Origin of the sequence: Citrobacter sp. Cf132 (genome assembly GCF_030333885.1) — a bacterium.
Classification (GTDB): domain Bacteria; phylum Pseudomonadota; class Gammaproteobacteria; order Enterobacterales; family Enterobacteriaceae; genus Citrobacter; species Citrobacter freundii.
This window is the reverse complement of the sequence record NZ_JAOWFA010000049.1, coordinates 129,359-150,481: the sequence shown is the minus strand read 5'-3', so window position 1 is coordinate 150,481 and position 21,123 is coordinate 129,359. Positions and strand designations below refer to the sequence as shown.

Here is a 21,123-nt window from a genome sequence, read left to right as displayed (position 1 = left end):
ACTCATCGATAGCTGATTTACAGCGACTGTTTACGCTGTTCGGTTTCTGAGCCAAAATCATTAATTGCGGTCCAGACAACGTTGCCTTTTACTGCCGATGGCAGCGGAAAACGCTGCTCACCAAATGGAGCAACCATCATCGTTAATGCCGTCGGAGAGGACTGGTTTGTAGCCGGTTTAATCGCTTTTCCCGCCACAGAGATCTGTCCGAAGGTGACATAGAAGGGTGTGGGGTTTTTCACCACCAGTTGATTTTGATGGCGGCTAAATTGCAACGATTGCCAGGCCATTTTTGCCTCGTCTTCTGTCAATGAGGCCGGTCGATAAAACAGTTTTAATTTAGTTTTAATGGCAAATTGTAACGTGTTCTTGTCATGCAATTCTTCTGGGATCGCTGCAACAGATTTGATGTTCGCCATAAATAATGACTCACGATCCTGAGGTAGCGCCGATTTATTTCCGGTATAAACCACGTGTAGCAGCGTCTGGCGGTTTTCGTCCAATTTGTAAATTGGCGGTGTCATAATAAATGGCGCTTTGCTGTCATCAATATTACTGACCCAGCTCTGCACCAGATAACGTTTATCATTATCTTTATTTTTTAAAGCAATCTGTACTTCAGATTGGTTAGCCGGATATATAATTCGTGTGCCACCCACTACTACGCCAGCTTGAACCGAATTTAATCCCGAGGTTAATATAAGTATTAATGCTGTGATAAGTCGTTTCATCTTTCCATTCCATTGAAATACTGGCCCTGCCTGGGCCAGGTTTATGATGATTAACGATAAAGCAGAGTATAGGTCGCTTGTGCGGTATAATCACCGGTAGTTGGTAAAGTGCTACCAACCTGGATAACCTCAGCTTTATAATTAAAAACCACGCTCTCGCCGTTAGTCTTATTCAGTGCCGCTTCAGGATCTGAGCCATCAAATTTCACGTAGTTGCTGCTCCCTTCTGGAAGCATACGTACCCCGAGGTTCTGCGCAGTCCCTGTCGCCTGCAAGACTTCATCGTCGTATCCGGCAATACGCGTCCCATCAAATTTGATATTGAGGTTGGCAACCGCAGCATCACATTCTGTCAGCGTAATCGCAAAAGATTGCGTGTCGCCGACTTTTTTATCTTCGCCAAACGCAGTTTGAGAAAGGTTGTTAAACGTCACAGTACCGTTTGTCGCTGTACCGTTTACATCCACTTTGCAACTATCGGGAAGAATTTTCCCATTAAACGTTACCGTCCCGGTATCAACGGCAAAAGCAGATGTTGCTACAGTTGCCATTGCACTACTGACAAGCAACGAGATGATAATTTTTTTGCACATAACGTATTCCTTACATATGTTCACAAAAATCAATGAAGAGAAAAGTTAACACAGAGGGGAAATAGACAATGGCTGGAGAAGTGCTGGAATATAAATCCAACAACATCATAGATATAATATATCTTTATCAACTCATTCAGTTTAAAACATTCCCTTGTGTCATCTATTCTACGTACCATGATGAATAAAAGCTAATCAACACATTCACCAAAACTAAAAAAACAACACACAACATCTTGTTTTAGCAGAACAATTTATGAAAATAATATTTTCTTAATGGTGATTTTAGCCAGCATGAATATATTCATAAAAACAATATTGCCCACATATGCATACGGGCAGATAATAAAAAAACGCAGAAAAAATAGAATAAAATCAACCAACCGATGATATATACAAAAAAATAATATATTGAATTTATGATTAAACGGAAAATATAGGCAGGAAACACCATCACTGTTCACCCTATCCTGAGCTTGCTATACAGACCGAAATGCGAATACAACAAGAGGGAGAATTCCCCCACATCAACAGGCACCGATGCGGGGGAGGACAGCTAAAAAATCAGTTACCGCCAAACATATCTTTTATCCAACCAGCCACGCCATCGCTGTCTTTCTTCTCTTGCTGCGGCGGTTGCTGCTGTTGAGGCTGCTGCTGCGGCTGTTGAGAAGATTGATCGAACGGATTCCCCGACTGCTGCAGCATTTCACCCTGCTGACACAGCGAATCAGGATCGGTGGTCCATACCGGAAGCGTGCGCATCCCGCCGCTACAAACGAAGTTACCGTCGTAGTCCACGCCCATATCCACCACATCTTCCGGTGGCGTCAGCACCAGAGGTGTTGGCGTCTGGTTTGCCAGATAGCGCTGGTAAATCGACATCGCGCCGCTGGCACCGTACAGCTTGGTTGGCTGGTTGTTATCGCGGCCCACCCAGGTGATGGTCACCTGGCTGCCGTCGATCCCGGCAAACCAGGTATCCACGTTGTTGTTGGTGGTCCCGGTTTTCCCTGCCAGATGCAAGCCAGGATATTTCGCGCCAAGCTGACGACCCGTACCACGCTGAACCACCTGCTGCATGGTCCACAGCGTCATATACGCCGCCTGCGCCGGAACGGCACGCTCAGCCTGCGGGAAGCTCTGGTACAGCACGGTACCATCTTCGGCAATCACCGAACGCAGCGCCGACAACGGCGCACGGTTCCCGCCGCTGGCGATAGTCTGGAACGCCTGTGCTACTTCGATTGGCGTCAGGTTCAACGCCCCGAGCAGCATGGCCGGAACCGGGTTAAGCTGATCTTTCGGCGCGCCCAGCTTCAACCAGGTATCAGTCACGGCAGGCAAGCCCAGCGCCATCCCCAGATTTACCGTCGGTACGTTCATGGAGCGGGTTAACGCATCCACCAGCATCACTTTTCCGCTTTCGCTATAGCGACGATCATCGTTCTGTGGCGACCAGACCTGACCGTTCGGCTGACGTAGCGCAATCGGCGCATCAGCAATCCAGGTATTCAGGCGGTAAAGCTTCGGCTGGCTGAGCGCAGTCAGATAGGTCGCCGGCTTCGCCAGAGAACCAATCGAACGACGCGCCTGCATCGCACGGTTATAGCCCGCGAACTGCGGCTCTGCCCCGCCAACCATGGCGCGAACTTCGCCACTGAATCGGTCAACCACCACAATCGCGGTTTCCAGATCGCTCAGCTTACGCTGTTTCTTCAGCACCGGAATGCCTTCCACCGCTGCTTTTTCCGCAGCGTCCTGCGCCACGGAATCAAAGGTGGTGAAAATTTTCACGCCGGAGAGATCTTTAACTTTATCGCCCAGCTTCGCCTGAAGCTCCTGACGCAACATCTGCATAAAGGCTGGCTGTGGCGAGATCACTCCACCACGCGGCTGTACGCCTAACGGACGCGCGCTCAGCATGTCATACAGATCCTGATCGATGATCTGCTGCTGTTGCAGCAAACGCAGCACGAGGTTACGACGCTCCAGCGCCAGCTTCGGGTTACGCCATGGGTTATAGATTGACGCCCCTTTAACCATCCCCACCAGCAACGCCTGCTGGTCGAGACTCAGTTCTTCCACCGGACGACCGAAATAATAGAGGCTCGCCAGCGGGAAGCCGCGAATTTCATTATCGCCGCTTTGACCGAGATAGACTTCGTTCATGTACAGCTCAAGAATGCGATCTTTGCTGTAACGCGCATCCATCAGCAGCGCCATGTAAGCTTCGTTGGCCTTACGCCAGTAAGAACGTTCGCTGGACAGGAACAGGTTCTTCACCAGTTGCTGAGTCAGCGTACTCGCCCCCTGCACCGTGCGACCGGCCGTCAGGTTGGCCAGCACCGCACGACCTATCGAGTAGAGACTGACGCCATCATGCTCATAGAAGTGACGGTCTTCGGTTGCCAGCAATGTATCTACCAGCAGATCCGGGAATCCACTGCGCGGGACAAACAGGCGCTGCTCGCCGTTAGGTGAAGAGAGCATGGTAATCAGGCGTGGATCGAGACGGAAGAAACCGAACTGGCGGTTGTTATCCATATTCTCGATAGTGTCCAGATGATCGCCATCAAAGGTCAGACGTGCGCGCACCTGCCCTTCTTTACTGTCCGGGAAGTCAAACGGACGACGAATCATCTCAATGCTCTTCGCCTGTACGGTGAATTCGCCCGGACGCGTCATCTTCGAGACCTGACGATACTGCGTGGCCTCCAGCAGCTTCACCATCTCGTTCTTGCCGATGGGCATTTCTGGCTCAAGGTTAACCATGCGGCCATATACTGCCGCCGGAAGCTGCCAGACTTTACCGTCGATACGGCTACGGATTTTTTGGTCCAGATAGACGCCGTAAATGGCGATCAGCACCAAAAAAACAATCGACAGTTTTACCAGCAGCCAGAACCAGCCGCGTTTACCACGAGGCTTACGCCCTTTGCCTTTACCCTTACGCGGCATCGGTTCTTCATCCTCATAGTCATCATCATCATAATCGTCGTCATACTCTTCATCTCTGAGTTGACGACGGCTCACCTTTTGTTTCACTGGACGTGAGGGTTTCCCTTTACGTCCAATTGGCTCGCGGTCATTCCCCGCCATGCTTTTTCTCCGCAACATTCAGGCGCAAAGGCCCGATTCTCTGTTCTTCCGTCCTGCGACAGAAGAAGAAATCTCTCAATTTTCAGCTGTATTTATGCCGGATGGCGGCGTAAAACGCCTTATCCGGCCTACGTTCGCCCTGATAAGCGCAGCGCCATCAGGCAACCACGCATACAGCTATGAATACTTTTTGGTGCGCCGCGTTGGCGCGGTATTCGCCGGATCGTCCGGCCAGACATGTTTGGGATAACGCCCTTTCATCTCTTTTTGCACCTCGCGGTACGATCCCTGCCAGAACGCACTCAAATCACTCGTCACCTGTAGCGGTCTTTGGGCCGGAGACAGCAGCTCAAGTACCAGCGGCACGCGTCCCTGGGCGATAGTCGGGGTGTTTGCTTCACCAAACATTTCCTGCATCCGAACGGCCAATACCGGAGGATTATCCTCATGATAGCGAATAGCAATCCGGCTTCCCGTCGGCACAGTGTAATGCGCCGGCAGTTCACTATCCAGACGTTGCAGCATTGACCAGTCCAGCAAACCGCGCAATGCCTGACCCACATTGAGTGCTTTTAACGCGCGTAAAGAGTGCACACCGCTCATGTGTGGCAACAGCCAGCGCTCCAGCGTCTTCAGCAGAGAATCCTCATCTACCGCAGGCCAGTCGTACTCCGGTAACCAGTTTGCCGCACATTGCAAACGCAGCCGAAACTGCTCGGCCTCCGACGTCCAGTTGAGCACACTTAACCCTTTATCGCGAATACCATTCAGCATGGCCTGGTGTAGTTCCTCTTCCGAGGGCTTGGCCAGCGGCTGTACTTTTACCGTCAACTGGCCGATACGCGACCGACGCAGTGCCTTTAATGTTCCCTGGGTTTCATCCCATTCGATAGTATCGGACTGTTGCAGCAGCTCAGGACATGCCTGCATCAACGCTTCAATATCCAGCGGCAACGCTAACAAAATACGCGCATCTGGCGATGAGCTACCCTGCAGTAACAGCGGCGCTATCAGCCACTCATGGCGCCCCTGGGCGTCATCGGCATCCAGCATCGCGCCCATGCCGTTGGCCAGTTGATAGCGCCCTTCTTGTCCACGTCGACGGGCGATCCGATCGGCAAACGCTTGCGCCAGCAACAAAGGGAGCAACGCGCCGTCAGGCTGCCCGCTGCGTACGTTAAGCCGTTTCAATAATTGTTGACTGCGCTGCTGCCAGGCGGGCTGATTTCGTGAAAACGCCACAGCCAAATCGGTGCTGCCCCCGCGCGGCGGCTCTTCCAGAATTGCGGCCAGTTTTGCGGCCGATGCCGCTTCATCGTCATTTTTGGTGCTAACCAGCATAGCCGCTAAACGGGGATCGTTACCCAATGCCGCCATTTTTTGCCCACGGGCACTGAGCCTGTCGCCCTCAAGCGCGCCCAGCATCTGCAACAGCCGTTTTGCCGCCTGCAGGTTAATAGCGGGCGGCGTATCTAACCAGTTCAGTTGCTCAGGATCGGTACATCCCCATTGCAGCAGCTCCATCAGTAGTCCGGACAGATCGCTCTGTAATATCTCAGGCTCTCCCTGCGCCGCCGCTCTTTCCGCCTGCTCTTTGGCAAGCAAATGTAGGCAGATACCTGGCTCCAGACGACCTGCACGCCCGGCTCGCTGGGTCATCGATGCCTGGCTAATGCGCTGGGTAATCAACCGCGTTAAACCGGTACGCGCGTCATAGCGCGCCACGCGCTCCTGGGCGCAGTCCACCACCAGCCGGATACCTTCAATCGTTAAGCTGGTTTCGGCAATATTGGTCGCCAGCACCACTTTGCGCTTACCTTGCGGCGCGGGCAAAATCGCCTGACGCTGCTCAGCCAGCGTCAACGCGCCGTACAATGGACATAACACAACATCGCCGCCCACACGCGTTGCCAGTTGTTCCTGCACGCGCAGGATTTCCCCAACGCCCGGTAAAAACAGCAGCAGCGACCCGCTTTCATGGCGCAGTAGCTCCGCCGTCGCTATCGCCACCGCTTCGTCAAAACGCAGATGTGCCGCCAGCGGCTGATACCGTCGCTCGACGGGGAATGTGCGGCCTTCAGAGATAATCATGGGCGCATCGGGCAATAACTGCTGCAAGCGCCCGTTATCGAGCGTTGCGGACATGATCAATAGTTTCAGATCGTCACGAAGACCTTGCTGTACATCCAGCAACAGCGCCAGCGCCAGGTCGGCCTGCAAGCTCCGTTCGTGAAATTCATCGAGGATCACTAACCCGACGCCAGTGAGTTCGGGATCGCGTTGGATCATGCGCGTCAGGACGCCTTCCGTCACCACTTCCAGCCGGGTCTGCGACCCCACGCAGCTTTGCGCGCGCATGCGATAACCCACGGTCTCACCGGGCTTTTCGTTCAGCAACTCCGCCAACCGCTGCGCCACGTTGCGTGCCGCCAGACGGCGCGGCTCCAGCAAAATAATCCGCCCCTTGATGCCACCATGTTCAAGCAGTCGCAACGGCAGCCAGGTCGATTTCCCGGCACCGGTCGGCGCGGTCAGCAGCACCTGCGGCGAGGCATCAAGGGCAGTAAGCAGTTCAGGCACTACGGCGGCAACGGGCAACGACGTCACAAATAGCTCCAGAGGGTTAACATTCTTCGCGCTGCATTGTAGCATCGCGTTAATTCATAACCGAGTATCCATCATGTCTGAGCCAAAAAGGCTGTTCTTTGCGATTGAATTGCCTGGCGCAATCCGTGAGCCAATTGTTCACTGGCGTGCGGAGCAGTTCCCCGCAGAAGCCGGGCGTCCCGTTGCGGCAGAAAACCTGCATCTGACGCTGGCCTTTTTAGGTGATGTCAGCGCAGAGAAGCAACAGGCGTTGTCGCAACTAGCCGGACGCATTCGCCAGCCAGGTTTTACGCTCAAACTGGATGATGCCGGGCAATGGCTGCGCTCGCGGGTCGTGTGGCTGGGGATGCGTCAGCCACCGCGCGGACTGTTACAACTGGCGAATATGCTGCGGGCGCAGGCCGCGCGCAGCGGGTGTTATCAAAGCCCGCAGCCGTTTCACCCACATATCACGCTGCTGCGCGATGCCGGACACGCGGTTCCCATCCCCCCACCGGGCTTTGGCTGGTCATTTCCGGTCACGGAGTTCGCACTTTACTCCTCTTCATTCGCACGAGGACGCACGCGTTATACGCAGCTGCAACGCTGGACGCTGACTGAATAATTAAAGGGACTGTTTATGCAATTTTCTCCACCTTTACAACCCGCAACGCTCATCCAGCGCTACAAGCGTTTTTTAGCGGATGTGATCACACCGGATGGCTCAACGTTAACGTTACACTGCCCAAATACTGGCGCGATGACCGGATGCGCCACCCCGGGTGACACCGTCTGGTATTCGACATCAGAAAATACTAAACGGAAATATCCACATACCTGGGAATTAACGCAAACCCAATCCGGGGCATTTATTTGTGTTAACACGCTGTGGGCCAATAGATTAACGAAAGAGGCTATTCAGAATGAGCTTATTTCGGAAGTTTCAGGCTACAGTGCCTTGAAAAGTGAAGTAAAATACGGCGCAGAAGGGAGCCGTATCGACTTTTTGTTGCAGGCGGATTCCCGACCTGACTGCTATATTGAAGTGAAATCAGTCACGTTGGCGGAAAAAGAGCAGGGTTATTTTCCCGATGCCATCACTGAACGAGGTCAGAAGCATCTTCGGGAATTGATGAGCGTAGCGGCTGAAGGCAAGCGGGCAGTGATATTTTTCGCCGTGCTGCATTCAGCTATTACACGGTTTTCACCCGCGCACCATATCGATGCAAAATATGCGCAATTATTAGTTGAGGCACAGCTTAAGGGGGTAGAAATTCTGGTTTATAAAGCGGAACTTTCTGCCCATGGCATGACTCTTAAAGAGCCGTTGCCCATTACCTTGTAATGGTGTAAACATTTGGTTAATTAGTATTCTGGGCGCGTGGGCAAATACGCTTTTCCTCACAGGGTTGTCAAGTGTTACGTTTAGATAATTGCTATCCGGAAAAGCATCTGCTATTTATAGCGACCTGATTTTTCCCCCGAACATGGGGATCGATAGTGCGTGTTAAGGAGAAGCAACATGCAAGAAGGGCAAAACCGTAAAACATCGTCCCTGAGTATTCTCGCCATCGCTGGGGTGGAGCCGTACCAGGAGAAACCGGGCGAAGAGTATATGAACGAAGCCCAGCTGTCGCACTTCAGGCGTATTCTTGAGGCATGGCGTAATCAACTTAGGGATGAAGTTGATCGCACCGTATCTCATATGCAAGACGAAGCGGCTAACTTCCCTGATCCGGTGGACCGCGCCGCGCAGGAAGAAGAATTCAGCCTTGAGCTGCGTAACCGTGACCGTGAGCGCAAACTGATCAAAAAGATCGAGAAGACGCTGAAGAAAGTAGAAGACGAAGATTTCGGCTACTGCGAATCGTGCGGCGTAGAAATTGGTATTCGCCGTCTGGAAGCGCGTCCGACAGCCGATCTGTGTATCGACTGCAAAACGCTGGCAGAAATCCGCGAAAAACAGATGGCAGGTTAATTCCGGTCATTTTTACCACATTTACTACAGGCGGGAGTTTCTCCCGCCTTATTATTTGTCAGTCCGCAAAATGAGCGATTCACACTATATTGGCCGCTTCGCCCCTTCCCCCTCCGGCGAACTGCATTTCGGTTCACTGATTGCCGCCCTCGGCAGTTACCTGCAGGCTCGTGCCCGGCGCGGAATCTGGCGAGTACGCATTGAAGATATTGATCCCCCTCGTGAAGTTCCCGGTGCTGCAGATACGATCCTGCGTCAGCTGGAACATTACGGTCTGCACTGGGATGGCGATATTTTATGGCAATCCCAACGCCATGAAGCCTACCGCGAAGCGCTTACCTGGCTGCATCAGCAGGATCTGAGCTATTACTGCACCTGCACACGAGCGCGTATTCAAAGCGTCGGCGGTATTTACGACGGTCACTGCCGTGAGTTACGCCTCGGGCCAGAACAGGCGGCCGTCCGTATTAAACAACGCCATCCCGTGATGCAGTTTACTGACCGGCTACGCGGTGTGATTCAGGCTGACCCGCAACTTGCTGGTGAAGATTTTATCATCCACCGCCGCGACGGGCTGTTTGCCTATAACCTCGCCGTGGTAGTTGATGACCACTTTCAGGGCGTAACGGAGATTGTTCGCGGCGCCGATCTCATCGAACCCACGGTGCGGCAAATCTCTTTGTATCAGCAGTTTGGCTGGCAAGCGCCTGACTATATTCATCTTCCGCTGGCGCTCAACGAACAAGGCGCTAAACTTTCAAAACAAAATCATGCACCTGCGCTACCACAAGGCGATCCGCGCCCGGTGATTATTGCCGCGCTACGCTTTCTCGGCCAGCGTGCCGATATCCCGTGGCAGGAGATGCGTGTGGACCAGATCCTGGCGTTTGCCGTTGAGAACTGGCGTCTGACAACAGTGCCTGAATCAGTGATCTTAAATCCGGCATTCTCAAATGCGCCACGCTGAGCTATGATTAGCCGCTATTTTTACACAGCAACACTTGTTCTGATTGAAGTTTGACACTACCGAGGTGCACTATTTTTACCCGAGTCGCTAATTTTTGCCGCAAGGTGCTAAGCCGCGAGGAGCGCGAGGCTGAGCTCGCCGTCGCCCGTCCACATATGACGGTAATTCCGCGTGAGCAGCACTCTATCTCCCGCAAAGATATCAGTGAAAATGCCCTGAAGGTAATGTACAGGCTCAATAAGGCCGGATACGAGGCATGGCTGGTTGGCGGTGGTGTACGCGATCTTTTGCTGGGCAAAAAGCCGAAAGATTTTGATGTCACCACTAACGCAACGCCGGATCAGGTGCGCAAACTGTTTCGTAACTGTCGCCTGGTCGGTCGCCGTTTCCGTCTGGCTCATGTCATGTTCGGCCCAGAAATTATCGAAGTGGCGACATTCCGCGGCCATCATGAAGGCAGCGAAGCCGATCGCACCACGTCGCAACGCGGGCAAAACGGTATGTTGCTGCGCGACAACATCTTCGGCTCCATTGAAGAAGATGCCCAACGTCGCGATTTCACGATAAACAGCCTGTATTACAGCGTGGCCGATTTCACCGTACGTGATTACGTCGGCGGTATGCAGGACCTCGAAGAGGGCATCATTCGCCTGATCGGTAATCCGGAAACGCGCTATCGCGAAGATCCCGTGCGTATGCTGCGCGCCGTGCGCTTTGCCGCCAAGCTCGACATGCGTATCAGCCCGGAAACCGCAGAGCCGATCCCGCGTCTGGCAACGCTGCTGAACGACATTCCTCCCGCACGCCTGTTTGAAGAAGCACTTAAGCTGTTACAGGCGGGCTATGGGTATGAAACCTATAAAAAACTGCGTGAGTACAGCCTGTTCCAGCCGCTGTTCCCAACCATTACACGCTACTTCACCGAAGACGGTGACAGCCCGATGGAACGCATTATCGCTCAGGTGCTGAAGAATACCGATAACCGCATTAACAATGATATGCGCGTTAACCCGGCGTTCTTGTTCGCCGCGATGTTCTGGTATCCGTTACTGGAAGCCGCGCAGAAAATTGCGCAAGAAAGCGGTTTGGCTTACTACGACGCTTTCGCGCTGGCAATGAACGACGTGCTGGACGAAGCCTGCCGCTCGCTGGCGATCCCGAAACGTCTGACCTCGCTAACCCGCGATATCTGGCAGTTGCAATTACGTATGTCCCGTCGTCAGGGTAAACGCGCCTGGAAGCTGATGGAACATCCAAAGTTCCGCGCAGCTTACGACCTGTTAGCACTGCGTGCCGAAGTAGAACACAACGCTGAACTGCAACGACTGGCGAAATGGTGGGGTGAATTCCAGGTTTCCGCGCCGCCGGAACAAAAAGGCATGCTGAACGAACTGGATGAAGAGCCTGACGTACGCCGTCGCCATCGCCGCCCGCGTAAGCGTGCGCCGCGTCGCGAAGGTAGCGCGTGACCGTCGTTTATATCGCCATCGGCAGTAATTTAGCTTCTCCCCTGGAGCAGGTGAATGCTGCCGTGCAAGCGATCGGCGAAATCCCTGACAGCCGTATCGTTGCGGTTTCTTCGTTTTATCGCACCCCCCCGTTGGGTCCACAGGATCAGCCCGACTATCTGAACGCCGCCGTGGCGCTGGATACCGCTCTCGCCCCCGAAGCGTTGCTGGATCATACCCAGCGAATTGAACTGCAACAGGGCCGGGTGCGCAAAGCTGAACGTTGGGGACCGCGAACGCTGGACCTCGATATTATGCTGTTTGGCGATGAAGTGATTAACACCGAACGCCTGACCGTGCCGCACTACGACATGAAAAACCGTGGTTTTATGCTGTGGCCGTTATTCGAAATTGCGCCTGAGCTTATTTTTCCGGATGGTATCAGACTGCATCAGCACCTCACCCATCTTGGTATTGCAAAACCTGCACACTGGTAAAGTATCTCCTCCCCTTTAGCGTTTACTGCTTTAGCGCCAAACGATTGCTTAAAACAATTGCCCCCCTGAATGTGACTGTTAGAATGCCGATAAATATGACTTTCATCATCAGGAAATGTTATGAAACCCACTACCATTTCACTGCTGCAGAAATGCAAGCAAGAGAAAAAACGCTTCGCGACAATTACCGCCTACGACTACAGCTTTGCCAAACTATTTGCTGACGAGGGCATTAACGTGATGCTGGTTGGCGACTCGCTGGGCATGACGATCCAGGGGCATGACTCCACTCTGCCTGTCACCGTTGACGATATCGCCTACCACACTCGCGCTGTGCGTCGCGGCGCCCCTAACTGTCTACTGCTTTCCGATCTCCCATTTATGACGTACGCCACGCCGGAACAGGCGTTTGAAAACGCCGCGGTGGTTATGCGTGCGGGCGCCAACATGGTCAAAATTGAAGGCGGCGCGTGGCTGGTTGATACGGTGAAAATGCTCACCGAACGCGCCGTACCGGTTTGCGGCCATCTGGGGTTAACCCCGCAGTCGGTGAACGTGTTTGGCGGCTATAAAATTCAGGGCCGCGGCGATGCCGGACAAGTGCTGCTGGATGACGCGCTGGCCTTAGAAGCCGCTGGCGCTCAGCTGTTGGTGCTGGAGTGCGTGCCGGTTGAGTTGGCTAAGCGCGTCACTGAAGCACTTTCTATTCCGGTTATCGGTATTGGCGCAGGTAACGTCACCGACGGGCAAATTCTCGTCATGCACGATGCGTTTGGCATTACCGGTGGTCATATCCCGAAATTTGCGAAGAATTTCCTCAATGAAGCAGGCGACATGCGCGCCGCAGTGCGGCAGTATATGACTGAAGTGGAGTCCGGCGTTTACCCGGGCGAAGAACACAGCTTCCATTAATTTATCTGCCAGCACGCCATTACGCCGGATGGCGACGCTACGCGCCTTATCCGGCCTACAATTTCACGCGTAGGCCTGATAAGCGAAGCGCCATCAGGCATCGTATTTAAGGAGTCTTGTTGTGTTAATTATTGAAACCCTGCCGCTGCTGCGCCAGCATATTCGTCGTCTGCGTCAGGAAGGTAAACGCATCGCACTGGTTCCCACCATGGGAAATCTGCACGACGGCCATATGAAGCTGGTCGATGAGGCAAAAGCCCGGGCTGATGTGGTAATCGCCAGCATTTTCGTCAACCCGATGCAGTTTGACCGACCGGACGATCTGGTGCGTTATCCGCGCACACTGCAGGAAGATTGTGAAAAGCTGAACAAGCGCAAAGTCGATTATGTTTTTGCACCAGCCGTTGAGGAAATCTATCCACAGGGTCTGGAAGGCCAGACTTTCGTTGAGGTTCCCGGTCTCTCCACCATGCTGGAAGGCGCCAGCCGTCCGGGCCATTTCCGCGGCATTTCCACTATCGTCAGCAAGCTGTTCAACCTTATCCAGCCTGACCTCGCCTGCTTCGGCGAGAAAGATTTCCAACAGTTGGCGCTGATCCGCAAAATGGTGGCGGATATGGGTTATGACATTGAGATCGTTGGCGTGCCGATTATTCGCGCCAAAGACGGCCTGGCGCTTAGCTCACGTAACGGTTATCTGACCGCAGAACAGCGTAAAATTGCGCCGGGTCTGCACAAAGTGATGACTAGCATCGCAGAAAAACTGATTGCGGGTAATCGTGAGTTACAGGAGATTATTGCTATTGCCGAGCAGGAGCTGAATGAAAAAGGCTTCCGCGCCGACGATATTCAGATTCGTGATGCCGACACGCTGCTGGAGCTGACGGAAACCAGCAAACGCGCGGTGATTCTGGCTGCCGCCTGGCTGGGTCAGGCGCGTCTGATCGATAATCAAAGCGTTACATTAGCCCAGTAGACAGGGGTTAAAAATCGGGCAATACTGCCTGAGAATTTCTCAAAGCAGGCCAGTTTCGTCTGCTTAGCCAAGGTAAACGACAGGGTATAGAAGTTATGATTCGCACCATGCTGCAAGGCAAGCTCCACCGCGTAAAAGTCACGCAGGCGGACCTGCATTACGAAGGCTCCTGCGCCATCGACCAGGATTTTCTCGATGCCTCAGGTATTCTGGAAAACGAAGCTATTGATATCTGGAACGTAACCAACGGTAAACGTTTCTCAACCTATGCAATTGCGGCTGAACGCGGCTCCAGAATCATCTCGGTGAACGGAGCTGCGGCGCATTGCGCTGATGTTGGCGATATTGTAATTATCGCCAGCTTCGTCACCATGTCTGACGAAGAAGCCCGCACCTGGCGTCCGAAAGTGGCCTATTTTGAAGGCGACAACGAGATGAAGCGCACCGCGAAAGCTATTCCGGTACAGGTTGCCTGACAGTACTTACCCCTGCGGCTGATTGACTATCAGCCGCGACATCGTCTCCAGCGAATCCGTCCTTAAAATATAAAGCCTTTTCAATAAGAACCGATTATCTCCCGGCTTAACCTTCCCTCTCACCGTGGTGACCGCCATGTGGAATCCCGCGTCGCCTGCTGCTTTTACCGCCGTGGCGTTATAACCGCCAAACGGGTACGAAAGATACAGAACGTGAGGATTAAACTGGGACAATGCCCGGCGCGAACGGGCGAAATCGAACAGAATATTATGATAGCTGCGACTCAGTAGGATCGGCCGGCGATTCGCATCAACCCGATGCAAAAAATGGGTATGCGACTGGAAGTCGAACACGTCCCGGATCTCGTTCAGTTCAGAGAGACTCATAAACTGCAGCGATTTCGGATCCCACTTCTGCGGGTGGCGCTTGATGCGTGAGGAGATGATAAACGCCGTGGCCTTCATGCCGTGCTGCTTCAAAATGGGGTAAGCATAACGGCTCACTGACTTGAGACCATCATCAAAAGTCAGCACCACCGCCCGCGCCGGGAGATTCATTTTATTCTGCACGTAGCCTTCCAGTTGATACATCGTCAACGTGGTGTAGCCGCGATCCTGAAGCCAGGCCATCTGGTTGCTGAAAGCGCGTACGGAGGTTGTGGTGGAGGTATGGCGAAAGCGGGTATTCTCTTCATCGCGCAAAATATGATGATAGGTTAACACCGGGATGCCGTTGTCTTCCTGCGCATCCAGCGCGCTAACATAGGCCAGTCGGCCACCAATGCGGATCTGGTACCAGGTCTGGTTGAGTCGGTCTTTAAGCTTGCTGATGACCGGATAACGCAGATTATCCGCCAGCACGCCAAACGGGGCGCTACCGACATCCGGAGCGTTATAAACTGGCGTATCTTTCCAGGTTACCAGGCTTTGGTTGCTGAGCGGTTTATTGAGATCGCCCAGACCATCATCGACTTTCTGCCGCCCCTGAACGGGCTCCAGATGCCCCTTATCAATAAACCCGGTGCCAAAGCCGAAGGTAAATTCGTAATAGTCTGCGGCAATTGGCTCAACGGCGAGGATCTGCCCGGCGCGAATATTCCCAACCGTCACCATTTTATTGCCAATCTGCGCCCATACGGCGGCGGCTTCGGTGGTTTGCATATAACGAGCAGGCAAAGCCGCAGCGACGCTGCCAGAAAACAGGAGCAATAAAACAAGCAGAACGCGCATAACCATATGAGATAACCGAGGCGAGAAACCTCGGCTATTGTAGCAAAAGCGCCATCAATACCAATGATTAATACTCATACAAATCATGCTTCAACACGAAGGGGGGATTTTTTTGTTGCTGATGCCAGAGACTGGAGACTTCGGGGCCGCCAAGTGCGACGATGCAATCGCGAAACGCTGAACTGCTCATAGATTCCCGAGACGAAATCATTCGCTCAAGTAATGGATAGCTGATGCCAGAAATCACTTCACACTGGGGATGTTTATGGCTCATTAACGAAGCCACGCGGTAAGGCGCGGCCCCGGCCATATCCGTCAGGAATATCACGCCCTCGCCTGAGTCTGTGGCATGCAGGGCGTGGCACATCATGCGGCTTAGCATATTCGAGCTGAGTCCACGCCAGAAACTTACCGCCTGACATTGGGCCAACGGGCCGTACTTTTTCTCCAGACGATGCAGCATATCCTGTGCCTTATCGTCATGACAGGTAATTACCCAACCTAACATTGCCTACCTCCTTAGCAGGCAAGTAGTTTATCAGTGTGATAAATCCGTAATGGTGACAAGCATCAAAAGTCTTCCTCTCCCAGGCAAGGAGAGGAAGAAAGAATTAGCTGCGCAGGCCGCGTCCGCGCTGAATCAGGTACCAGCACAGCAAATAAAACGCAGCGATAAACACCACCAGCACACCAAACGTGGTGACTAGCGGAACATCATGAATCCCCAGGAAGCCGTAGCGGAAACCGCTAATCATGTAGACAATCGGGTTCAGATGCGACAGTCCCTGCCAGAACGGCGGCAGCAGCGTTAACGAATAGAACACGCCACCCAGATAGGTCAGAGGCGTCAGCACGAAAGTTGGGATCAAGCTGATATCGTCAAAGGTTTTGGCGAAAACTGCGTTCAACAAACCGGCCAGCGAAAACAGCACCGCCGTTAACACCAGCGTGAGCGCGACAAAGACCCAGGAATGCACCTGGAACGGCACGAAGAACAGTGAAATCGCCGTGACCAGAATGCCTACGCACAGGCCACGCGCCACGCCGCCGCCGACAAACCCAGCGATAATCACGTGCGTTGGTACGGGAGCGACCAGCAGCTCTTCAATATTGCGTTGAAACTTGGCGCTGAAGAATGACGATGCCACGTTAGCGTATGAGTTGGTGATCACCGCCATCATAATCAGCCCCGGCACGATAAACTGCATGTAGCTAAAACCATGCATTTCGCCGATCCGCGAGCCGATCAGGTTACCAAAGATAATAAAATAGAGCGTCATGGTGATGACGGGGGGAACCAGTGTCTGGACCCAGATGCGCATAAAGCGGTGGATCTCTTTCGCCCAGATGCTTTTCAGCGCCACCCAATAAAGCTGCATCATGCGCGATCTCCTTGTTTTTCATGCACCAGAGAAACAAACAGTTCTTCCAGTCGGTTCGCTTTGTTTCGCATACTCAATACCTGAATGCCCTGGGCGCTCAGCTGTGAGAACACGCTGTTGACCCCTTGTTCACGCAGAACTTCCACTTCCAGCGTGGAGGTATCCACCAGCCGGTATTGGTAGCCTTCCAGTTTTGGCAGCGGGCTTTTCGGCGCCAGATCGAGGATAAAGGTCTCGGATTTCAGCTTGGAGAGCAGACCCTTCATCGAGGTGTTTTCCACCAGCTCGCCGTGCTGAATAATGCCGATATTGCGACACAGCATTTCTGCTTCTTCGAGGTAGTGAGTGGTCAGAATAATGGTGGTGCCTTTGTCGTTTAAATCTTTTAAAAAGCCCCACATTGAACGGCGCAGCTCAATATCCACGCCCGCCGTCGGTTCATCAAGGATGAGTAATTTTGGCTCATGCATCAGCGCACGGGCAATCATCAGACGGCGTTTCATCCCACCGGAAAGCATGCGCGCGCGTTCGTTGCGTTTTTCCCACAGATCGAGCTGTTTGAGGTAAATTTCGCTGCGTTTAACCGCTTCTTTATGCTCAACGCCGTAGTAACCGGCCTGGTTGACCACGATCTGCTGCACGGTTTCAAACGGGTTAAAGTTAAACTCCTGTGGGACCAGCCCAAGCTGGCGTTTGGCGTTAACTGTGTCTTTATCGAGATCGTAGCCGAAAACGCTAACCCGCCCGGAGGTTTTATTCACCAGCGAGCTGATTATCCCGATGGTGGTGGACTTCCCTGCGCCGTTAGGACCTAAGAGCGCATAGAAATCGCCCGCTTCGACTTGCAAATCTATACCGCGTAGCGCCTGAACACCACCGGGATAGGTTTTCTTAAGTTGTTGAAGTTCCAGAGCAATGGTCATGTTTTTTACTTACCTTACGTTCTGACATTTTATATATAGTTTAATTAATGCTGGAGTTACCCTATATTAGCCCATCGAATTTATCTGGCTTCGGGTCGTACAACTCCATGAAAGACATAGATACACTCATCAGCAACAATGCACTATGGTCAAAGATGCTGGTCGAAGAGGATCCCGGATTTTTTGAAACGCTGACACATGCGCAGAATCCGCGTTTTCTATGGATTGGATGTTCCGATAGCCGCGTTCCCGCCGAACGATTAACCGGTCTTGAGCCGGGCGAATTATTTGTCCACCGTAATGTTGCCAACCTGGTTATTCACACCGACCTGAACTGTCTCTCAGTGGTGCAGTATGCGGTGGATGTGCTGGAAGTGGAACATATTATTATTTGTGGTCACTATGGTTGCGGCGGCGTCCAGGCGGCGATTGAAAATAAAGAACAGGGGCTGATTGATAACTGGTTACTGCATATTCGCGATATCTGGTTTAAACACAGCTCACTGCTGGGCGAAATGCCGCAGGAACGTCGCATGGACACCCTGTGCGAACTGAATGTCATGGAGCAGGTCTACAACCTCGGCCACTCAACCATTATGCGTTCAGCCTGGAAGCGCGGTCAGAAAGTTACCATTCACGGCTGGGCTTACGGTATTCATGATGGCCTGTTGCGCGATCTCGACGTTACCGCCACCAGCCGCGAAACGCTGGAGCAGCGCTATCGCCAGGGGTTGTCCAACCTCAGCCAGAAACATACCAATCACAAGCAGATACCAACAAGCGGCAGCGACGCGTAAACGACTTTTCGGCCTGCGGAAGTAACGCGCAGGCCGAATAAGCGAAGCGCCATCAGGCGCTCCCGCCAATTACTCGTCCAGCAGCACCACTTTGCCAACATACGGCAGATGGCGATAACGCTGGGCATAGTCAATGCCGTAACCGACCACAAACTCATCTGGAATAGAGAATCCGATAAACTCGACCGGAACATTCACTTCACGACGAGAAGGTTTGTCCAGCAGCGTGCAGATAGCCAGGGATTTCGGCTCGCGCAGGCTCAGAATTTCACGCACTTTGGACAGCGTATTGCCGGAGTCGATGATGTCTTCGACAATCAGCACGTCTTTGCCACGAATGTCTTCATCCAGGTCTTTCAGGATTTTAACATCACGCGTAGTAGACATTCCGCTGCCATAGCTGGATGCCGTCATGAAATCGACTTCGTGGGAGACATGCACTTCACGGCAAAGATCCGCCATAAACATAAATGAGCCACGTAACAGACCAACCAGCACCATATCGCTGCCGCTGTCTTTGTAACGTTCGTTAATCTGGCGTCCCAGTTCAGCAATACGCGCTTTGATCTCCGCTTCCGGGATCATCACTTCAACAGTATGTTTCATAAACCCTATAACTCACTGATTTTTATCAGTTGACACATCATGCAGATCGAAAGAAAGCGCTTACGTTGATACACCGACTGACAGGCGGCGACCCGCTCTAACCACAAAACTTGCGACAGCATACAAGCAATTCAGTTGATGAAGTATACCAGTAAAGAGAGCGGGTTCCTCTGATAGTTCACAGGAGAACCCGTTTGCGTCGTTTTTTGTATGCTTATTAAGCAAAACCTGGTTCGCACGACAGCATGTGGCTAAAACGTTTCCCAATGCGGGTCTTGTGTCGTACTCCCCGCAGAGGTTGCTTGCGGAGCATCCTTAGGCGGTTTCCGATGCTCACTGTTGGAGGTATCGCGTGTGATGCGAAATGCAGCCACGGCCAGGCGTAACTGTTCAGCTTGTTGTTCCAACGAAGCGGCGGCGGCGGCAGACTCTTCTACCAGCGCGGCGTTTTGTTGTGTGACACTGTCCATCTGCGAGACCGCGAGACTCACCTGCTCAATCCCCCGACTCTGTTCCTCTGAGGCTGAGGCGATTTCTCCCATGATGTCCGTCACGCGGGTGACCGCAGCGACAATCTCTTTCATCGTTTTACCCGCGTCCGACACCTGCTGAGATCCCATCCCCACGCTGTGAGTTGAGTTATCAATCAACGCTTTGATCTCTTTGGCTGCCTGAGCGCTACGGCTTGCCAGAGTACGGACTTCACCCGCCACAACAGCAAATCCGCGTCCCTGCTCTCCTGCTCTGGCTGCCTCAACCGCCGCGTTGAGCGCCAGGATATTGGTCTGGAAAGCAATACTGTCGATGACGCTGGTGATCTGCGCAATTTGCTGTGAACTACCGGCAATTTCACTCATCGTGTGCACGACAGTATCAACAACCCGTCCACCACGCGCGGCAGTATCAGACGCATTCTTAGCCAGTTGAGTAGCCTGTTTCGCATTGTCCGTATTTTGCTTCACGGTTGCAGTAAGCTGTTCCATGCTGGCGGCAGTCTCTTCAAGTGAAGCAGCCTGCTGCTCGGTACGCGAAGACAGATCGTTGTTACCTGACGAGATTTCCGCTGCACCGCTATGAATCGTTTCTGAGCTGTTACGCACCGACGTGACTGTCGAAATCAGAGACTGTCGCATTTCATCTAACCCCGTCGCCAAACGCCCCATTTCATTACGTCCCTGGACGTCGAGTTGATGGGTCAAATCACCACGGGTAATAATGCGGATATGCTCCATAATCTGCGCCAGGGGTTTAAGCAGCATATGCTGCAACCCACTCCAGATCATGCCCAAAACGATGAGCACAGCGACGACAATCGCCCCTAATGTCCATTGCATGCGGGTAAAGCTGTGCTGATTCTCCGCCGCCGCGTGCTGAAGCAATGCGTTATTTTCGTTACGCCACTGGTCATAGCTGGCTTCCATTTCATCTTGCGCCTTCTGAGCATCAAGATCGCCATAGGCCTGATAGTTATTTGCGCGCAGATACTCTATCGATAACGCCATCACGTCGTGCATCTGCCGATACTGTTTTTCCATTTCAGATGCAATTTGCGGATTCTGCCACGACACCTGCGGCAATGACTGATAATGCGCGAAGTATCCCTCAGCCTTCTTCATCGACTCACTCGCCGTTTTTAGCAAAGTATCAATTGCCGCCAGTGAGGCCGGATCGCGTTGGTTCTTTAAGAAACGAATTGCTACGCGGGTTACCGTTACCCGGGTTTTAATCAGCGTATTGACGCTATCACTCAGATTTTCCTGTTGGGCATTCAGGGTGCCTGAGTTCTGGAAATTATGGCGATCATTGCTTACTGCAGAATAAAAAAAACTTCCTGTCACGGCCTGTAGCAAACAGAAAATGGCGAGAACCAGAAGAATGCCGGTAATAACACGCACATTTTTAATCATAGTATTTCATCC

General features: G+C 52.8%; 20 protein-coding genes. 10 read left to right on the top strand and 10 right to left on the bottom strand.

Annotation, left to right across the window (positions count from 1 at the left end; genetic code table 11):
* Nucleotides 1-17: 17 nt before the first annotated feature.
* The 4 genes from OGV85_RS08265 to hrpB form a co-directional block, all read right to left on the bottom strand.
* Complete coding sequence (locus OGV85_RS08265) at nucleotides 18-731, bottom strand: fimbrial biogenesis chaperone (RefSeq protein ID WP_165488874.1); 714 nt, start codon at nucleotides 729-731, stop codon at nucleotides 18-20.
* 50 nt (nucleotides 732-781) lie between these two features.
* Nucleotides 782-1,324, bottom strand: a complete 543-nt coding sequence (locus tag OGV85_RS08260) for a fimbrial protein (protein WP_061547758.1) — start codon at nucleotides 1,322-1,324, stop codon at nucleotides 782-784.
* Nucleotides 1,325-1,888: 564 nt separating this feature from the next.
* Nucleotides 1,889-4,426 carry a bifunctional glycosyl transferase/transpeptidase gene (gene mrcB, locus OGV85_RS08255; RefSeq protein WP_061547757.1) on the bottom strand — a complete coding sequence of 846 codons (2,538 nt, stop codon included), beginning with the start codon at nucleotides 4,424-4,426 and terminating at the stop codon, nucleotides 1,889-1,891.
* Between the two features lie 177 nt (nucleotides 4,427-4,603).
* Nucleotides 4,604-7,033 (bottom strand): ATP-dependent helicase HrpB, encoded by a 2,430-nt coding sequence (hrpB, locus tag OGV85_RS08250; protein ID WP_048219692.1) that lies wholly within the window; start codon nucleotides 7,031-7,033, stop codon nucleotides 4,604-4,606.
* A 73-nt stretch (nucleotides 7,034-7,106) separates the two neighbouring features.
* On the opposite strand from hrpB, the gene thpR reads away from it, so the two are divergent.
* The 9 genes from thpR to panD all read left to right on the top strand — a co-directional run bounded on the left by thpR (nucleotide 7,107) and on the right by panD (nucleotide 14,266).
* Entirely contained in the window at nucleotides 7,107-7,637 is a 531-nt protein-coding gene (gene thpR / locus OGV85_RS08245) for an RNA 2',3'-cyclic phosphodiesterase (protein ID WP_003018620.1), read from the top strand.
* Nucleotides 7,638-7,652: 15 nt separating this feature from the next.
* Entirely contained in the window at nucleotides 7,653-8,357 is a 705-nt protein-coding gene (gene sfsA, locus OGV85_RS08240; RefSeq protein WP_061547756.1) for a DNA/RNA nuclease SfsA, read from the top strand.
* Nucleotides 8,358-8,534: 177 nt separating this feature from the next.
* Nucleotides 8,535-8,990 (top strand): RNA polymerase-binding protein DksA, encoded by a 456-nt coding sequence (gene dksA, locus OGV85_RS08235; protein WP_003018625.1) that lies wholly within the window; start codon nucleotides 8,535-8,537, stop codon nucleotides 8,988-8,990.
* A gap of 70 nt (nucleotides 8,991-9,060) precedes the next feature.
* Nucleotides 9,061-9,957, top strand: coding sequence for a tRNA glutamyl-Q(34) synthetase GluQRS (gene gluQRS / locus OGV85_RS08230; RefSeq protein WP_016149569.1), 897 nt, complete (start codon nucleotides 9,061-9,063; stop codon nucleotides 9,955-9,957).
* A 71-nt stretch (nucleotides 9,958-10,028) separates the two neighbouring features.
* The gene (gene pcnB / locus OGV85_RS08225; protein WP_203237415.1) at nucleotides 10,029-11,426 is read left to right on the top strand and encodes a polynucleotide adenylyltransferase PcnB; all 1,398 of its coding nucleotides are present in this window, start codon (nucleotides 10,029-10,031) and stop codon (nucleotides 11,424-11,426) included.
* The gene (gene folK, locus OGV85_RS08220; RefSeq protein ID WP_003018634.1) at nucleotides 11,423-11,902 is read left to right on the top strand and encodes a 2-amino-4-hydroxy-6-hydroxymethyldihydropteridine diphosphokinase; all 480 of its coding nucleotides are present in this window, start codon (nucleotides 11,423-11,425) and stop codon (nucleotides 11,900-11,902) included. The genes pcnB and folK overlap by 4 nt, the downstream gene beginning before the upstream one ends.
* Before the next feature lie 120 nt (nucleotides 11,903-12,022).
* Nucleotides 12,023-12,814 (top strand): 3-methyl-2-oxobutanoate hydroxymethyltransferase, encoded by a 792-nt coding sequence (gene panB, locus OGV85_RS08215; protein WP_003018636.1) that lies wholly within the window; start codon nucleotides 12,023-12,025, stop codon nucleotides 12,812-12,814.
* A gap of 121 nt (nucleotides 12,815-12,935) precedes the next feature.
* Complete coding sequence (panC, locus tag OGV85_RS08210) at nucleotides 12,936-13,790, top strand: pantoate--beta-alanine ligase (RefSeq protein WP_286553407.1); 855 nt, start codon at nucleotides 12,936-12,938, stop codon at nucleotides 13,788-13,790.
* A gap of 95 nt (nucleotides 13,791-13,885) precedes the next feature.
* Nucleotides 13,886-14,266, top strand: coding sequence for an aspartate 1-decarboxylase (panD, locus tag OGV85_RS08205; protein ID WP_003018640.1), 381 nt, complete (start codon nucleotides 13,886-13,888; stop codon nucleotides 14,264-14,266).
* Nucleotides 14,267-14,272: 6 nt separating this feature from the next.
* Here the strand turns inward: panD and OGV85_RS08200 are convergent, their stop codons facing one another.
* From OGV85_RS08200 to OGV85_RS08185, 4 genes are all read right to left on the bottom strand, one after another.
* On the bottom strand, nucleotides 14,273-15,502 hold the full coding sequence (locus tag OGV85_RS08200) for a polysaccharide deacetylase family protein (RefSeq protein ID WP_032937603.1): 1,230 nt from the start codon (nucleotides 15,500-15,502) through the stop codon (nucleotides 14,273-14,275).
* A gap of 61 nt (nucleotides 15,503-15,563) precedes the next feature.
* The gene (locus OGV85_RS08195) at nucleotides 15,564-16,004 is read right to left on the bottom strand and encodes a PTS sugar transporter subunit IIA (RefSeq protein WP_003018644.1); all 441 of its coding nucleotides are present in this window, start codon (nucleotides 16,002-16,004) and stop codon (nucleotides 15,564-15,566) included.
* A 103-nt stretch (nucleotides 16,005-16,107) separates the two neighbouring features.
* The gene (locus tag OGV85_RS08190; protein ID WP_003829467.1) at nucleotides 16,108-16,878 is read right to left on the bottom strand and encodes an ABC transporter permease; all 771 of its coding nucleotides are present in this window, start codon (nucleotides 16,876-16,878) and stop codon (nucleotides 16,108-16,110) included.
* A complete protein-coding gene (locus OGV85_RS08185; RefSeq protein WP_061547755.1) occupies nucleotides 16,875-17,801 on the bottom strand; it encodes an ABC transporter ATP-binding protein in 927 nt (308 codons plus the stop codon). Before OGV85_RS08185 ends, OGV85_RS08190 begins: the two co-directional genes overlap by 4 nt.
* A gap of 107 nt (nucleotides 17,802-17,908) precedes the next feature.
* Here OGV85_RS08185 and can point away from each other — a divergent pair, with 107 nt between their 5' ends.
* Nucleotides 17,909-18,598, top strand: a complete 690-nt coding sequence (can, locus tag OGV85_RS08180; RefSeq protein WP_032948539.1) for a carbonate dehydratase — start codon at nucleotides 17,909-17,911, stop codon at nucleotides 18,596-18,598.
* Between the two features lie 69 nt (nucleotides 18,599-18,667).
* Here can and hpt read toward each other — a convergent pair whose 3' ends face one another.
* Together hpt and tcp are read right to left on the bottom strand one after the other, a co-directional pair.
* Nucleotides 18,668-19,204, bottom strand: coding sequence for a hypoxanthine phosphoribosyltransferase (gene hpt, locus OGV85_RS08175; protein ID WP_003018658.1), 537 nt, complete (start codon nucleotides 19,202-19,204; stop codon nucleotides 18,668-18,670).
* A 251-nt stretch (nucleotides 19,205-19,455) separates the two neighbouring features.
* The gene (tcp, locus tag OGV85_RS08170) at nucleotides 19,456-21,111 is read right to left on the bottom strand and encodes a methyl-accepting chemotaxis citrate transducer (RefSeq protein ID WP_061547754.1); all 1,656 of its coding nucleotides are present in this window, start codon (nucleotides 21,109-21,111) and stop codon (nucleotides 19,456-19,458) included.
* Nucleotides 21,112-21,123: the final 12 nt, after the last annotated feature.

Bases quoted from the DNA above. Each gene is read 5' to 3' on its own strand.
- hpt (WP_003018658.1), bottom strand. From the start codon at position 19,204: ATGAAACATACTGTTGAAGTGATGATCCCGGAAGCGGAGATCAAAGCG.
- OGV85_RS08195 (WP_003018644.1), bottom strand. From the start codon at position 16,004: ATGTTAGGTTGGGTAATTACCTGTCATGACGATAAGGCACAGGATATG.
- gluQRS (WP_016149569.1), top strand. From the start codon at position 9,061: ATGAGCGATTCACACTATATTGGCCGCTTCGCCCCTTCCCCCTCCGGC.
- dksA (WP_003018625.1), top strand. From the start codon at position 8,535: ATGCAAGAAGGGCAAAACCGTAAAACATCGTCCCTGAGTATTCTCGCC.
- panD (WP_003018640.1), top strand. From the start codon at position 13,886: ATGATTCGCACCATGCTGCAAGGCAAGCTCCACCGCGTAAAAGTCACG.
- OGV85_RS08200 (WP_032937603.1), bottom strand. From the start codon at position 15,502: ATGGTTATGCGCGTTCTGCTTGTTTTATTGCTCCTGTTTTCTGGCAGC.
- can (WP_032948539.1), top strand. From the start codon at position 17,909: ATGAAAGACATAGATACACTCATCAGCAACAATGCACTATGGTCAAAG.
- thpR (WP_003018620.1), top strand. From the start codon at position 7,107: ATGTCTGAGCCAAAAAGGCTGTTCTTTGCGATTGAATTGCCTGGCGCA.
- sfsA (WP_061547756.1), top strand. From the start codon at position 7,653: ATGCAATTTTCTCCACCTTTACAACCCGCAACGCTCATCCAGCGCTAC.
- mrcB (WP_061547757.1), bottom strand. From the start codon at position 4,426: ATGGCGGGGAATGACCGCGAGCCAATTGGACGTAAAGGGAAACCCTCA.
- OGV85_RS08265 (WP_165488874.1), bottom strand. From the start codon at position 731: ATGAAACGACTTATCACAGCATTAATACTTATATTAACCTCGGGATTA.
- panB (WP_003018636.1), top strand. From the start codon at position 12,023: ATGAAACCCACTACCATTTCACTGCTGCAGAAATGCAAGCAAGAGAAA.
- OGV85_RS08185 (WP_061547755.1), bottom strand. From the start codon at position 17,801: ATGACCATTGCTCTGGAACTTCAACAACTTAAGAAAACCTATCCCGGT.
- tcp (WP_061547754.1), bottom strand. From the start codon at position 21,111: ATGATTAAAAATGTGCGTGTTATTACCGGCATTCTTCTGGTTCTCGCC.
- OGV85_RS08190 (WP_003829467.1), bottom strand. From the start codon at position 16,878: ATGATGCAGCTTTATTGGGTGGCGCTGAAAAGCATCTGGGCGAAAGAG.
- OGV85_RS08260 (WP_061547758.1), bottom strand. From the start codon at position 1,324: ATGTGCAAAAAAATTATCATCTCGTTGCTTGTCAGTAGTGCAATGGCA.